This window comes from Mesorhizobium sp. WSM3868 (genome assembly GCF_002294785.1).
Lineage (GTDB): Bacteria > Pseudomonadota > Alphaproteobacteria > Rhizobiales > Rhizobiaceae > Mesorhizobium.
In genome coordinates, this window is record NZ_NSGB01000001.1 from 649,008 (window position 1) to 663,403 (window position 14,396).

Consider the following 14,396-nt stretch of genomic DNA (forward strand, 5'->3'; position numbering starts at 1 on the left):
GACCATGAAATTACATTTCACTGCCGATTGGCTGCGCAGCCATATCGAACATGATCCAGATGTCGATTGCGACGCGGGACTCCCGCTGCGCGATGCAGCTCCGCTTGGACGTCTTATGCAGGAGAAGTCTCGTCATCAAGCAACTGCGGGGCAGCCTTCGGCTGCCTCCGAACAGAAATCTGTTGTGCTTTTTAAGTTGGTGCATCAGCTTCGACGCAAGGACGGATTGAGCATTGCGCAGTTGGCTGCCAAAATTCGTGTTGATGCGGCGGAATTGGAGAAGGTGGAGAAGGATCCCTGCTATGTTCCAGGCCCGCGTACCGTTCATCAGCTAGCCGAGTTCATTGGGGTTTCAGCACGTGCTGTAGAACAGCTGACCGCGGCATCGTCTGCGCAGAACGACAATCTCACCGAAGCGGCGCATCGTTTTGCCGCGAGTTCGGACGACCTATCGAAGCTAAGCCAGGCTGAAAGGCGCGACCTCAACGATTTCGTCAAGGTACTGGCCTCAATCGATAAGAAGAATGGATGATCATGTCCGCGATTGAGCCGATAATTGGGGACTTTGAGCGCCGAGATATCCATGAGCACATATCACGTCTGCTCCGTGATCTCGGCAATCCAGAGCCCCCATTACGGCTCGAGCAGGTGCGCGCGCTGCAAAAGCTTGACCTTACCTATTATAGCAAAGCGAACCTGAGCTTACTGGATGAGATCGCCCACCGGGCGCGACTCGCTGGCAACGAGATCACCAGCACGGCCAAGCGCATGGTCGATGTGGTCCAGCAATATGGCCTTCGTGGTATCCTGATGCTGAAGGAAGGCGACAAGCGAATCTTCATCGATGATGACGTAGCCGAGCTGAAGCGACGCTTCCTCATCGCACATGAGATTACCCATGACCTTCTTCCTTGGCATCGCTCCCTGCTTCTGGGGGACAATGAGTCCACTCTGAACCCGACATTCCATCAGGCAATGGAGGCGGAAGCCAATTACGGTGGGCGCCATCTCTTGTTCCTCGGAGGAAGATTTCGTCCCGAAGCGCTGGACTGCTCGTTTGAATGGAAGAGCATTGAGCAGCTTCGCAAGCGCTACGGGAACACCCTTACTACAACGCTTTGGCAAATGGTTTGCGAACGCAATCCTGAATTTCCTGCCTTCGGCGTTGTCAGCCGGCATCCCTATCACAGGGATATCTGCGAGAAGGCGGGGAACGACAATGTGGCCTATTTCCCGAGATCGAAAGCGCTAGCTGAGCACTTTCCGGGCATCACGACCGAAGTCGCCTATTCCGCGATCTGCGATCACGCAACGAACCGCAAGCGGGGTCCGGTAGGCGAAGGCGAAAGCATCTTTTATGATGCGAACGGCGAACCTCACATATTCTGGTTGCACAGCTTCTCAAATACTTATGATTTGCTCACTTACTGCATTTACAAGAAGAAGCACCAACGCATTTCCCCCGTCGGCTACAGGGTAGCCTGATTTCCCCTCATTCCAGGCGCTCAGTCGATCGTCGGGCTCTTTTTGAGGCGGACGAACTGTAGAGAGGTATTCTCCGTCTCGGCGAGGCGGTTCTGCGACGTTCCGTCAGTCCGCCAGCTTCTCCTCGGATGGATGACTTCGCGCGTGGGAATGCGCTGCTTCGGAAAATTGCGCCGATGCAGCTGCAGCGCACGAGCCTGGTTTCACGATGCACAGACCTCCACAAGACGCAGCGAAGATCTTGGCGCAAAGTGTGCACTCTCGCCGGCGATGGATGCCGCCGGCTGAAGAACATAGGCGTTCAAATCCCGCCTTCCGTTGGCTCAGTGATCGCCTTTGGCCTCTTGCTCGCCCCGCTCAGCTGGCGCGCCCTGTGGGATTGAGGTGCTTCAAAGCTCTGACAGGCCGGTGGCGATGTCGGTAGCAGATATTTTGCTTGTCGGAAGGCCTGAACGCGCTGCAGCTAGCGGCCCATCAGCGGCCAAACGGTCGGGTCGATCAGGACAAACCGCAAGGACCTACCCTGCCGTGCCCTATGAAAACGGCGGATCCGGCAAATGTCCGCAAAACATCGCTGCCTTCCATGCACAGCGGGTGTTCCTCGCTTGGGGAGAAGCGCCTCGCCGCCGGAGCAGACCAGGTGCGCGATGTGGTCCGACGGATCAAAACAGCTGTCAGGCAACCACACGAAACCCTGGCATACGAAGATCGGCTTAAAAAACGAGCGGCCGATGGAAATATCTGGGTCTGTCCGTCCCACCGATGAGTCTTTCGACTCCGGACATGGGTGCTGCCAGCTCTTGTCCGCGATCGCTTCTTCAGTGCCACGGCGGTCTCGTCAGCGACGCTGCAATCGAAACAGCGCATCTACACCAAGGTGGGGCAGGTTCTCCGCCCGAAGTGCAGAGCCGCCGTCATGCGGCGAATTGCCAGTCAGGGCAGGTACGCGGGCAAGCCACTCCCCGCGGTGGCCACGGTGCCCGGTCTGCGACCGCATCGTGAATATAGGCTGATGCCGCGTGAAATCTTCGAGGGTTTGAAACGTACAGCCCGTTCCCGTCTCAGAACCGGGCCGAATCTGGATTGCATTTGCCTACCCGGGTGGCTTCGTCTGCATTCGTTGTTTGATCTTCGACGAAGTCGGACATGAGACACAGCGCTCTCAGAGCGATCGCATTTGTTTCGCAATCATTTTCTCATTTGGCACGACATATGCGGGGGCTGTCCCGCATGACCGCTCCGTCAATCTGATTGATGCGGTCAGGATTCAATCAGGGCGCAGTGCGTCGCTTCTGAATATCAAGGAGAGAAGAGTATGGCGAGAGCCCGAATTGGCGTGGCGCGGGCAGTAACAGCGGCTGTCGTCCTCATCGTTGCGGGACAGGCCGGCGCGGCAGATATTCATCAAGTCGCGAGCCTTGCGAAGGTAGGATCCCCGGTCGCGGAAGCGCCAAGCCCCTGGCAGATCCGCATGCGCGCGTTGGGGGTGATCACCGAGGATTCGGGCTACGTCAACGCGGTGCCCGGCTCCGGTCTTTCCTATTCGAACAGCGTGACGCGGGAACTCGATATATCGTATTTCTTCGCCGACAACATCGCCGCCGAACTCATACTCGGCACCACCTATGCCAACATCTATGGCCAAGGTTCGATCGGCGGGTTGGGCAAGATCGGCAAGGTTTGGCTGCTGCCGCCAACGCTCACATTGCAGTATCATTTTACCGATTTCGGCGCCTTCAAGCCCTATGTCGGCACCGGCGTGAACTATACGATCTTCCATCATCAGCAAGCCGGCAGCGCCGATGATCTCAAGGTCAAGAACACATTCGGCGCCGCGCTGCAGGTCGGATTCGACTACATGGTGGACCAGCACTGGGGCGTGAACTTCGACGTGAAGAAGCTTTTCCTTAAGCCCGACTTCGACGTCACTGTCGCCGGCGCTAAGCTCACAGGCAAGGCTAGGCTCGATCCATGGCTGGTAGGCGCAGGTCTCACCTACCGCTTCTAAGGACGAAGCACCTGAAGAGGCATTTTCCAAGTCCGCGCCCGGATCATCCGCGCCGAGAAGTGGCACCGCGATGGGTCTTAAGGGAGTTGTTGGCATGCGCGTAGAAAACGATCATCGGCACGTGATCGGTGTGCCGGCCGCTCCCACGCAACTTGATGGTCTGTCTTCTGCAATTCTGCGGCAGAGGGGGGTGGCGCGGGTGTCGCTGCCTGGCGATGTGGTGACGTGGGCGGCAGGCCGTCATCAGACGCTCAGGCGGATGCTTTCCGACCAGCGTTTCAACAAGGACTGGCGACAGTGGCGGGCGCTGCAGGACGGCGAGATTCCCGAGGATCATCCGCTGATCGGGATGTGCAAAGTGGACAACATGGCCACCGCGCACGGCGCCGATCACCGGCGCTTGCGCGGCCTGCTGTCCAGCAGCTTCACGCCCAGTCGTATTGCCTTGCTCGCGCCACGGATCGAACAACGCGTCGATCAACTCCTGGCCGAGATGGCGCAGCGCGGCGGCAGTGCCGATCTGATGTGCGAGTTCGCCGCTCCGTTGCCCACCAACGTGATCGCCGAACTGTTCGGTTTGCCGGACGAACAGCGTGAAGAGATCGTCGCGCTCACCTACAGCCTGGCCAACACCTCCGCCACAGCCGAAGAGGTGCGACAGACGCGGCAGCGCATCCCGGAGTTCTTCCGTTGTCTGATCTCGCTCAAGCGGCGCCAGCTCGGCGACGATTTGGCTTCGGCGCTGATCGTCGCACGCGACAATGGCGAGCTCGTTTCCGACACCGAGCTCATCGACATGCTGTTCATGGTGCTCTCTGCAGGCTTCGTGACTGTCACCGGCGTCATCGGCAATGGCATGCTGGCATTGCTGACGCATCCGCAGCAACTACACCTGGTGCGCAGCGGCCAAGTTCCGTGGTCACAGGCGATCGAGGAGATTCTGCGCTGGGGCAGCTCAGCGGCCAATCTGCCGTTCCGCTATGCCACCCAGGACGTGGAGATCGACGGATGCATGGTGCGGCGCGGCGACGCCGTGCTGATGGCGTTACATGCGGCGAACCGGGACGAAAGGGCCTTCGGTCCGGGCGCCGACAGGTTCGATGTCACCCGGCGGCACAACCCGCACCTGTCGTTCGGCCAGGGGCCGCATTCGTGCCTGGGCGCTGCGCTGGCGCGCCTGGAATTGGGCTGCGCCTTCCCCGCGCTGTTTGGGCGGCTGAAGGATCTGGCGCTGACCATCGCCGCGGAGGACGTTGTCTACATGCCGTCTTACGTCATTCGCTGCCCGCAGAGGCTGCCGGTCACCTTCCGCCCGTCCATGGCCTAGAGAGTGCGGCCTTCACCCCGGCTTCACTGATTCTGCGTGGAAGGCTCGACCAGTTGTTCCGCGATTAGCCGTACTCGGGGCCCTCCTGCCTCTCCGCTGGCCACAACAGCCGCGGCAGGTGGTTGCCCGGGTCAAGCGCATCCGGCCAGGGCCGATCTGCCGTTGGCTGGCAGCTAATGCTGGCGGGGCGGCTGCCTCAACTCCGGCGTGCCCAGCCGGCCGCGGCCAAAGCGTCGGCCACGAGGCTGTTGTGCTCACCCGGTCCAGCGCCGCCGATAGAGAGCACGATCTGAGCCGGCGAGATTGGCAAGCAGACACCGGCCTCCTCGACCCATTTTGCATGCTGCCAACCGGTGTTGGCCACGAGTGCTTTGTCATATCCTGATTGCATGTCTTCAAGCCCTGAGGTGCCAGGCTGACCTCGAAGATACAATGAAACAATCCTGAGGTTTCCAGACTGGTGGTGGCGAGAGAAAGACCTAATCTCCGGGCCCCGGCCGCCACTCGCGAAGGAGGTTGTCCGCGGTCCTGATTTGATCGCAGCAACGGCTGAGCGCTAGCCGCGCGGCCGGCGGTCTTTCTGTCGTCAATTTTTGCTCGTGCGGCCGGCGAGCAGCGCCATGCCCCAGCGACGGGCAAGATAGAAACTTAAGTGGCACGCACTTCCTGGCGCTGTCCGATTCCCGACAATGTGGGATCCGCAACATAGCAGAGTCCGATTACTCATTGCCGAAACGAGCTTTCTCGTTTGGCACGGAATGTGCGCGGTCCCGGACACGCCTCACAGAACAAGGAGAACCCATCCATGATCACCCACCAAAGTATCCCCCTCACGCTGATTCATTCAAAGATGACGCTGGAGTCAGGCCTCGCAACATGCTGATGACTCATCTGGCTCTGGGCTGCCCCCCGCCCCACTCTCTCCAAGTAAGTGCAACGAGCATGCATCACCCTCAACATAAGGGACAACCCACCTTAAAGCGGGCAATGCGCGTCCAAAACTTGACAAAGGGCTTGTCAGTTTCATTACAACCGCTATCCGGGCACTTCAGAGGCTTTTCAAAGATATCATGGGGTTAGCGCGCTGAGCCCGCTGGCATAGCGTTTGCACACAAGCAACGGTGCAAGACAAGGATGCTTCCCTGAACCCGTCCGCCTCCGAGAGGAAACCAATGCAGAAAGCTTTGAAAAAAGCATTAGACCGCAACGTGGTATTGCAGATCGGGTCCCCGGCCCCTTCGATTCAAGTCGAGAGCTGGCTGCGTGGCGAGCCCCTCACCAGCTTTGAGCCGGGCAAAGTGTACATCGTCGAATTTTGGGCAACTTGGTGCGCCCCTTGTGTGGATGGAATGCCCCGTCTGATGCAGCTGCAGGAGAAATACAAGGACAGCGGAGTTGAGATCATCGGGGTCGCGGCTTCTGAAGACGCTCCTACGGCCGATGAGGCCCGAAGCACGCTGGACACTTGGTTGACCGAAAAGTTTATGAATCTGAACTATCGGATCGCGTTCGACTTCACCGGCGAAATGAACACGCTTTGGATGGAGCCCAGCTTTTCTTTCGCGCTTCCGACCTCGTTCGTGGTCGACCGAGACGGCCAAATCGCGTTTATCGGTTACCCGATGCAACTCGATGAGGTTTTGCCGAAAGTGCTTACTGGCAGCTGGCGCGCCAGCAATAAAGCAAAATCCGCCGATAGGGAGCGGATCGCGGTAGGCGAAACGATAGCGCGCGAACAGGCGCTGAAGAAGAAGATCAATGACATATATAGCGCGGCGGTGGAGAAGAAGGATTGGAAGGCGGCGCTCTCGGCGATCGAGGAAGGCATCGCCTTGATGCCGGACAACCTCGGTTTGCGCCGTTCTCACGTGAATCTGTTGCTTCGCACAATGAAGGACATGCAGGTCGGCTTGCCGGTCATGAGCCAATTCGTTCGCGACGCGATCCACAGAAAATCCGAGAAATGGATGACTGCGGCGCTAGAGGAACTCTTCTCCCCGAACTTTGACTATTCGCAGTTTCCGTCTGCTGAGCGCTTGGCAATGGGTAAACAGCTGTCCGAACACATCCTGGAACTGAATCCCCCCGAAAGCGACCAATGCAAGCTCTTGCCTTATCCGTTGGCAGCCCTGTACTATCACGAGAGCGGCAACAAAGATCGGGCGATCGAGTTGATCCACCTTGCACTGAAGTCGCAGGGTGCTCCGGAGCGGATCCGCGACGAAGATGAACAGGACGAAGTATTGCATTTGCTACAGTTCCTGGCCTACTTCAAGGATGAGAATGTCTGCTACGGTGGTCTTTGCGTGGCTCCAAACAATGGCCGATTCGACAGCTGGTATACCGTTTGCGGCTAACCGTCAGCTTTATGCGAGGGACAACTTGGCCGGGCAGCTCTTGATGCGAACGGCGCGAACCCGCGTCCGGCTTGCGAAATCGCCTGGGCCGCTTGGACGTCGGTCAGAAGGACTGCGGTCTACTACGATGGCCGCCTTTGGTTAGGCGGGCCATCAGCTGAGCTACTGGCTTTGCGCGCTTCGAAGCGGCTTCGCGAACCAGCGCCAGACGGTCGTCGGGAATAAAAATTTGATGTCCGGCGAACAACACCTTCACGCCAGCCGGATCACGCCCGCCCGGATATTCCTGACATCCTGGCCGAGGTCGGCGCCGTTTGGGCAGAGCTCCGAATCGGGGTCAACGGCGAAGTTCTCCGAGGATTGCAGCGAGATAGTCGGTCCAACCGGCCTTTTTGCGCCTGAGCTTGATGGGGGCTTGTCGTGACGGCACGCTTGGATGGCGAAATGCCTGACGATAGCCATGTAATGCGCCCCGTGCCCCTTTCGGAGGCGGGATTGATCCTCGCTGCGGCGACGTCGAGGGTCCAGTGCAGCGCGTTCTCGATCAGGATTTCGCGCAGATGTATTGTGCGTCCTTACTCCAAATCGTCACTCCACGCATCGTCTACGGCTCAGCGTCAGACATGGCTGCGTTCAAAACGTCAGCCTGAAGCCGGCCCGCAGCGTGAAGGCATAGAAGTCTACGCCAGCGCTATCCTTGTAGGTTTTTTGTTTGCGGTCGCTATGTTGTAGGCCTTTGCGTAGCCTTTCTTCCGAAAATGTTTGTCGCCATTGGCGGCCAGGAAGACGCTGGCGCGTTCGGTCATCTGATAATCGATCTTGGCGCCGGCCGAGATGAACGGCACCGTGAAGAAGTCGTCCTCAAATCGCAGCTCGCGCCTCCAGTGATCGTCAACAGAGCTTGCATCAACGGTGAAGCCGCTGCGCAGCAGACCCGAGAGCGCTCAAGTTCACGAGCGTCGTGGTCGCTTCCGCGCCAAGGAACAGGCCGAAATAGCGCTGTTCGTAATCGATGCCCGGTTTCGGTCCGGGGACCCCGCGATAATCGCGGAACCCTTCCCCACTATATTGGTACGAACCGCCATAGGCCTTCCACTTCATGTCAGTGTATTTGACGCCGCCATGCAGGTTGATAACCGTGGCATCGTTGATCACGAAGTCTGGGCCTGCTGCCAAAGGTCAATGTAGCGGTCAAGGCGAGTTTCGGGGTGGATGGACTGATGCGACCAATCCTGTGCCGCGAAGCTCGGCGCATCCTTGAGCCAATCACAGTCTTCCATATGGCTGTTGCCAGAGAAACCGAAGACGGCGTTGGCTGAAATGATCCAGTTGTTCCACACCTCGGCCCTTAGCCCGGTGGTCAGAACCAGGCGCGCCGGTTTCCCAGATCAAATTGCTGATATGATTGCCCCACTTTGTCGTAGACAAGCTCGTTGCCCTTTAGCCAGGTGTAGCCAACACCACAATGGCGACGCTCTTGTCGGGCGCTGAACAGATGGTCGAATGCGCCGCCATGGCGATGGTCGACGATGTGCAGAACGTGCCGAAAGCAAGAATTGCAAATGATGATTTGCAGCGATTCATGGGGCGTCCTCGGGATAGCCGTTGGTGATCTTTCGTTAAACGACGGCGGCTCTCAGCGCCCGTTCGCAGGAGTTGTTGTCGCGGCGACCATTCCTGGGCATTGGTGCCCTTGAACTCCGATGCGATGTCCATGACGGCTTGGCATTGCTCTTGGCCTGATGCGCTGCATAGAACCGCGTGGTCGGCCACTACCGTGTTGCCGGACCGTATAAGAGATTTGGCCGGGCCGAGAGGCGACGCTCGTGGCGAGAGAAGGGACTGCACCGGCCGCCGGCGTTGTCAAAATGCCGAAGTTGGTGATGCGGCACGACGGTTAATTTCCCGCTCTTTGGCGATTAAGCGTTCCAGCTTGTGAATGTTGGGCACGCCTGGGATCACTTCGAGGCCGAGAACAACCCCAGGCGTGCCGTCGATGTACAGCTCCTTGGCGACCGCGCGATTGCGCTCGAGGAGGTTTTCGAGGGCGGGGTCTTTCATGTCCCGCTTGAGCTGTTCAACATCAAGGCCGACCTGTCTTGCGATAGTCAAAATGTCGAATTCGCTGAGCTGCCCGCTAGTAGCCATCAGGGCGTGATGGAACGCGTCATATTTTCCCTGTTTGATGGAGGCGAGCGCCGCCAGTGCGGCAAATTTGGAACCCGGTTTCTCGCCCGGATAATGTTTGTAGACAACCTTCAGCTTGGGATCATCCTTGAGGGCTTGCTGGATTATACGGTCTTCCGCCCGGCACTGCGGGCAGTTGTAGTCCAAAAACACAATGAGAGGGACGTCGCCATTCGGGTTGCCAGCAGTTGGCGCAGCGGTGTCGTTCAAGAGTGCGTCGCGCCGCTCTGGAATGAGCTTCCGCCAATCCTCGGCGAGCCGGCGATGGTTTTCGAGCTGGCGGACGTAGTGTATGGCAACTGGACCATATCGTGTCGTTAGCCCGGAAAAAAGCAGGGCTAGGGCGGAAAGGGTGATAGCGCCAGCTTTTGGATTAAGCATGGGATGGCTCCAAGTAAACGGTGAACGGCAGGGTAGCAACAGCCGGCTTCTGACACCCTTGGGTGACAGCAGCCTGAAAGCCTCAGGACATTTGCGTCACTCCGGTTCAGCGTAGCGCCACGTTCAGAAAGGATCCTGCCCTCGAACTGGGAGCTCGGGAGCCCCTGATGATTCTCGGATTGGGTCCATTTTGATTTTCTACGCCGTCTGTGGCACTCCGGATGGGCGCGGCAGATCGAGAGAAATTTAGAATGTCATGTGAACTCCTGGGCTAAAGACTGCGCGACGGGCCATGTCGCAACACGTGTCATGGTATGCAATTGCCATGCCACCAAGTGAGTTGTGAGCAGCAACCACATATCCAAGGAGTCGTCCGCCTGGCAGGCTCGAACTTAAGCCCCAGGATGTCTGTATCTGAACACAGATTGTCATGAATCGAACTCGGACAAATGCTGTGACCAGCTTTGCACGGTTGACGCCAGACTCCTCGGTTGAGCATTGCGCATCTAAGAGCGGATTGAGGCAACAGGCGATCGCCGGCCGGTCGAGTTGCGCAGCCGTGTGTTGCAGTTAGCGTTGCGGCATAGGGGCCGCAGGTGTGATCCGGGCGCTGAATGCTAGGGTGCCGTTGGCGGCATCCAGCGACCCATCTAGCGATCACTGATCGCGTGATCGAGGTCCTACTAAGTTCAATCGCTCGTCCCGCTGCGGCCGTTCAAGGCTTCGCAGATTCGGTTCTGCATCGGCTTGCCTGGAGCGACACGGTGCTGGCCTTCTGCCGTCCAGGCGAGCTTGGCGTTCGAGTGAACCCGGTGCCGTGCTCCGACGGAAATCAGATCGCGTCTGCCCCGACTTGGCAAATGTCCAGACGGGTGAACGAAGAAGCCTCGATCCTTCTCTTGAAGCTGCTGCTTTGTCCCTAGGCCGCACAGGCGCATTGCCACTCTTTCGAGACGCGCACGCTTCGACCATCTCCTGGAGCGAGATGTGATGTTGCAAGACGTCGAACCGCTGCTCCTGCAAGTAGCGCAGGATGGTCCAGCTCTTCGTGCGCGGATATGGGCGTTCAATTGATCTGGCGGCTTAAATGACAGGCGGCCGGTTCCAGCCGCGGCGGACAAAATGTGAGGTTCACTACAAGCCGATGTCTGGTCACTGTCGAGTTTTGCAAAGCAAACGGACCTTACTGGACGCTGAGATGCTGGCACGGCCTTTGCAAGTTGGGAGGCGGCAACTTGGAGCGATGGTGTCGCGTCTGTTGCCGGACAACAGAGGCAAAGCTTCCGAGCTAGAAGTAACTCAAAGCACAAATGCGTTTATCTTTGCCGGAACGCGTGAAGAAAATGAGCGCGTAAGCAGATACGTCATTGGTGAAGTTGGCATAATTTTTGAACAATCGTGCTGCCTGTTTGGATACAGACAACATAAGAAAGCGAAGAGAACGATGAGTGCCGAAGGTAAAAAGAAACGCGGTGTAGCAGGTGTGTCAAATGCGCGGAATATTGCGTTCCGCTATGGTGGCAACCCTTCAAATTACAGCGTGGCGATAGGGCACACGACTCATCCGCGTCTTGGCGGTTCGCTGTTCCTTAACGCTATGATCCTTGGGCAAATGCTGCCAGGATTTAACCCAAGTGAACGTATGTTGAAGGCTGCGGACGCTTGTATTGAGGAATGTCCCGTTCTTGGTGCGCCTTTCCAGTGAAAGAAGCGGAGAAATCGCAGTGACGTGGCAGATAGTGAACCGATTGTAGGCGGCTGTGCCGACCTTCTTATTCGGCATCTTCTCGTACTCCCAGGAATGGAAATACTGATTGGCGTCGATAACAACAAGAACGATCCGGCATCGAGATAAGCTGCCTTGCGCCGGAATTTGGCCCGCTGATTACCGGTACGCTCATTGTCGCGTTCGCGACGATGTCTGACATCGGACACAGCGCCGCCAGGGCGAGCCCATTGTTTAAACAAGGATTTCCCAGTTGGCACGACGGTTGCGGTCCTATGCGCAAAAGCACTGCGACGCCGCACCAACTGGGAAGAACTCATTCATGGTCACACTTTTCGAACATACGGGCGTCGCCGCAAAAATTGAGCCTTCTCGAGCAGACGAGAGCCATTGCGCTTTCATTCCTCAGGTCTTTCGGACATGACTGAATTCGATTTCCGCCCGACACTGAATGCGCCCGACGATGACCCCCATCTTTGGCTTGAAGATGTGGATGGTGAACGGGCACTTTCGTGGACCGCCAACCAGTCGGCGAAAACCTTGAAGGACTTCGCGGGAACGCAGTTCGAGCGCGACCGGGCGGCGCTTACGGCGATTTTCGATCGTCCCGGCCGGATTCCCCTGGTCACGCGCTGCGGTCCGTACCTCTACAATTTTTGGCAAGATGCTGGCAATCCGCGAGGACTGTGGCGCCGAACCACCCTTGCCCTCTACGTGAACGCGGACGCCCAATGGGAGCTACTGCTCGATCTGGATGCGCTCGCGGCTAGCGACGGAGAGGACTGGGTCTGGAGTGGTGCGTTGATCGAGCCGGAGAGACGGGAAAGAGCCGTTCTGCGCCTGTCGCGCGGCGGCAGCGATGCGGTCGTGCATCGCGAATTCGACCTGAGCTCTCTCAGCTTTGTCGCCGACGGTTTCAATCTGCCAGAGGCCAAGGGCGACATTGATTGGCTCGACCCCAACACTCTTGTGCTATGCAGTGCGCTTGGCGATGGCATGGCAACGCGCTGCGGCTACCCACGCACCGTGCGACTGTGGAAGCGTGGCGCGGATCCGCTCACCGCGCCGGTAATCTTCGAGACCGGTTCCGAAACCCTCGGTGTGAATGGCCATCTGGACCGTACCGCCGAGGGCGAGCGCTTGTGGTTCATTGAGCAATTGGGCTGGCTCGCGAAGAAAGTCCACATTGGTGATAGAAGCGGGCCGAAGACAGAGATCGATCTTCCGAAGGACGCCAGGTGGGCTAACTTCGGCGATTGGCTGGCGGTAAAGCCGCGCAAACCATGGACGGTCGCCGGGACGACCTATAGCGCCGACGCACTAATCGGCATTTCGCTTTCCTCTTTCCTTGCTGGAGAGCGTCATTTTAGTACCCTGTTTGAACCAGCCGAGAGGCGCTGTCTGCAGTCATTCTTCTGGAATGACGGGAAGCTCATTATCCACTACCTGGCGAACCTCGCTCCGAGATTCGAGGTGTTCACCCCAGGCCCGCAGGAATGGACACGCCGAGCCCTGGACGCCTTGCCGTCGCAAGGGACTGTTCACCTCTGGTCACTCGATGCGGCAGATCACGAGACCAATGGGGAGGTCCTGGTTTGCGTTCAGGATCCGATCACGCCGCCGCAGCTTTTGCTGTTCGATCTCAAGGCCGCGCCGCCTCTCAGCGCTTCAGCAATTCTGAAGCGCAGCCCGGAGAATTTCGACGCATCCGCACTGGTGATCACACGCCACGAGGCAGTCTCGATCGATGGTGAGATGATCCCCTATACGCAGGTCGGTCCACCAAACGGGAACGGAGATGCCCCAGTTCACCTTACCGCCTATGGCGGGTTCGGCATATCGCTCCTGCCCTCCTACAACTCCACCCTCGGCAAGCTGTGGCTCGAGCGCGGCGGCACGTGTGTGGTGGCCAACATCCGCGGCGGCGGCGAGTTCGGCACCTGCTGGCACGAAGCCGGGCGCAGGGAGGGCAAGCGTCTCGCCCATGACGATTTCGCCGCCGTTGCCGCCGATCTCGTGCGAAGGGGCATCACGCTGCCGAGGCGGATTGCCGCCCAGGGCGGCTCAAATGGCGGCCTGCTGATCGCCAACATGCTTACCCGCTATCCTGAGCGTTTCGGCGCGCTGTTCTGCACGGTTCCGCTTGTCGACATGCGCCGCTACACCAAGCTTCTGGCAGGCGCGAGTTGGATCGACGAATATGGCGATCCCGACAAGGCTGACGATTGGGCTTTCCTGAGTGAAATCTCGGCCTATCACGCCGCGTCGTCGGGACAGCCCTATCCGCCTATCCTGCTCGCCACCATGAGACGCGACGACCGCGTCCACCCGGGCCATGCGCGCAAGATGGCGGCAAAGCTGCAGGCCCTTGGCTATCCCGCTTACTTCTACGAGCCCAGCGCGGGCGGGCACGGCTACGGCAAGGACAATCGGGAGCGAGCCGCATTCATCAGCCTCGGTATCGGTTTTCTTCGCAGCGCGATCGGGTGGCATGCCGATGGCTTTCATAAAGGACCCGGAGCTCGACAAGGGCGAACTTCCGATGAGTGAGTACAGGTCGAGGACTGGGACAAGGTACAAACCGTGCGAGTACAGTTTGCACAATGCGCGCTAGCGCCTTGTCGATCTCAATCAATCGACGGAGCACTTCACACCACAGACTACAATTCTGAAGAGCAAGGAAAAATATCATGGCAACAAAGCGAATGAACGTGTCGCGGGGAGTAGCAGCGGCCGTCGTCCTGGTGCTGCTGGCACAGCAGGCTGTCGCGTTTCCAAAATCCCCCTGCGCGTCTTCCCCCTCCACCTCCCCCTTATTGCTCGCGCCCGTCTACGACACCGATCTGCGAGCCAAGCTTTGGGCAGTTCCGCCTGCCCGGCTCGGGGGCATATTCGGACGAAAGACCGACCAGCGCAAGGCGCTTT

At 58.5% G+C, this 14,396-nt stretch carries 11 protein-coding genes and 1 pseudogene; 7 read left to right on the forward strand and 5 right to left on the reverse strand.

Annotation, left to right across the window (positions count from 1 at the left end; all coding sequences use genetic code 11):
* Nucleotides 1-4: 4 nt before the first annotated feature.
* The 5 genes from CK221_RS02925 to CK221_RS02950 all read left to right on the forward strand — a co-directional run bounded on the left by CK221_RS02925 (nucleotide 5) and on the right by CK221_RS02950 (nucleotide 7,177).
* Complete coding sequence (locus tag CK221_RS02925; RefSeq protein WP_095776617.1) at nucleotides 5-532, forward strand: helix-turn-helix transcriptional regulator; 528 nt, start codon at nucleotides 5-7, stop codon at nucleotides 530-532.
* Nucleotides 529-1,485, forward strand: coding sequence for an ImmA/IrrE family metallo-endopeptidase (locus CK221_RS02930; RefSeq protein ID WP_095776618.1), 957 nt, complete (start codon nucleotides 529-531; stop codon nucleotides 1,483-1,485). The genes CK221_RS02925 and CK221_RS02930 overlap by 4 nt, the downstream gene beginning before the upstream one ends.
* Nucleotides 1,486-2,800: 1,315 nt before the next feature.
* Entirely contained in the window at nucleotides 2,801-3,493 is a 693-nt protein-coding gene (locus tag CK221_RS02935; protein ID WP_095776619.1) for an OmpW family protein, read from the forward strand.
* Nucleotides 3,494-3,587: 94 nt separating this feature from the next.
* Nucleotides 3,588-4,820, forward strand: coding sequence for a cytochrome P450 (locus tag CK221_RS02940; RefSeq protein WP_095776620.1), 1,233 nt, complete (start codon nucleotides 3,588-3,590; stop codon nucleotides 4,818-4,820).
* 1,172 nt (nucleotides 4,821-5,992) lie between these two features.
* Nucleotides 5,993-7,177, forward strand: coding sequence for a TlpA disulfide reductase family protein (locus CK221_RS02950; RefSeq protein ID WP_179294519.1), 1,185 nt, complete (start codon nucleotides 5,993-5,995; stop codon nucleotides 7,175-7,177).
* Between the two features lie 337 nt (nucleotides 7,178-7,514).
* On the opposite strand, the pseudogene CK221_RS29605 reads toward CK221_RS02950, so the two are convergent.
* The 5 genes and pseudogenes from CK221_RS29605 to CK221_RS02975 all read right to left on the reverse strand — a co-directional run.
* Nucleotides 7,515-7,722: pseudogene (locus CK221_RS29605) on the reverse strand (ISAs1 family transposase); the annotation flags it as partial.
* 135 nt (nucleotides 7,723-7,857) lie between these two features.
* Nucleotides 7,858-8,109 carry an omptin family outer membrane protease gene (locus CK221_RS31030; protein WP_095776623.1) on the reverse strand — a complete coding sequence of 84 codons (252 nt, stop codon included), beginning with the start codon at nucleotides 8,107-8,109 and terminating at the stop codon, nucleotides 7,858-7,860.
* Nucleotides 8,084-8,332 (reverse strand): omptin family outer membrane protease, encoded by a 249-nt coding sequence (locus CK221_RS31035; RefSeq protein ID WP_179294518.1) that lies wholly within the window; start codon nucleotides 8,330-8,332, stop codon nucleotides 8,084-8,086. The genes CK221_RS31030 and CK221_RS31035 overlap by 26 nt, the downstream gene beginning before the upstream one ends.
* A 285-nt stretch (nucleotides 8,333-8,617) precedes the next feature.
* Entirely contained in the window at nucleotides 8,618-8,893 is a 276-nt protein-coding gene (locus CK221_RS29610) for a hypothetical protein (protein ID WP_143749017.1), read from the reverse strand.
* 147 nt (nucleotides 8,894-9,040) lie between these two features.
* The gene (locus tag CK221_RS02975) at nucleotides 9,041-9,745 is read right to left on the reverse strand and encodes a DsbA family protein (protein WP_095776626.1); all 705 of its coding nucleotides are present in this window, start codon (nucleotides 9,743-9,745) and stop codon (nucleotides 9,041-9,043) included.
* 1,198 nt (nucleotides 9,746-10,943) lie between these two features.
* On the opposite strand from CK221_RS02975, the gene CK221_RS29615 reads away from it, so the two are divergent.
* Nucleotides 10,944-11,450 carry a hypothetical protein gene (locus CK221_RS29615; protein ID WP_143749018.1) on the forward strand — a complete coding sequence of 169 codons (507 nt, stop codon included), beginning with the start codon at nucleotides 10,944-10,946 and terminating at the stop codon, nucleotides 11,448-11,450.
* 441 nt (nucleotides 11,451-11,891) lie between these two features.
* Complete coding sequence (locus tag CK221_RS02980; protein WP_095776627.1) at nucleotides 11,892-14,021, forward strand: prolyl oligopeptidase family serine peptidase; 2,130 nt, start codon at nucleotides 11,892-11,894, stop codon at nucleotides 14,019-14,021.
* Nucleotides 14,022-14,396: the final 375 nt, after the last annotated feature.

Coding starts and splice junctions, on each gene's coding strand:
- CK221_RS02925 (WP_095776617.1), top strand. CDS start 5: ATGAAATTACATTTCACTGCCGATTGGCTGCGCAGCCATATCGAACAT.
- CK221_RS02930 (WP_095776618.1), top strand. CDS start 529: ATGATCATGTCCGCGATTGAGCCGATAATTGGGGACTTTGAGCGCCGA.
- CK221_RS02935 (WP_095776619.1), top strand. CDS start 2,801: ATGGCGAGAGCCCGAATTGGCGTGGCGCGGGCAGTAACAGCGGCTGTC.
- CK221_RS02940 (WP_095776620.1), top strand. CDS start 3,588: ATGCGCGTAGAAAACGATCATCGGCACGTGATCGGTGTGCCGGCCGCT.
- CK221_RS02950 (WP_179294519.1), top strand. CDS start 5,993: ATGCAGAAAGCTTTGAAAAAAGCATTAGACCGCAACGTGGTATTGCAG.
- CK221_RS29610 (WP_143749017.1), bottom strand. CDS start 8,893: ATGGACATCGCATCGGAGTTCAAGGGCACCAATGCCCAGGAATGGTCG.
- CK221_RS02975 (WP_095776626.1), bottom strand. CDS start 9,745: ATGCTTAATCCAAAAGCTGGCGCTATCACCCTTTCCGCCCTAGCCCTG.
- CK221_RS29615 (WP_143749018.1), top strand. CDS start 10,944: ATGCTGGCACGGCCTTTGCAAGTTGGGAGGCGGCAACTTGGAGCGATG.
- CK221_RS02980 (WP_095776627.1), top strand. CDS start 11,892: ATGACTGAATTCGATTTCCGCCCGACACTGAATGCGCCCGACGATGAC.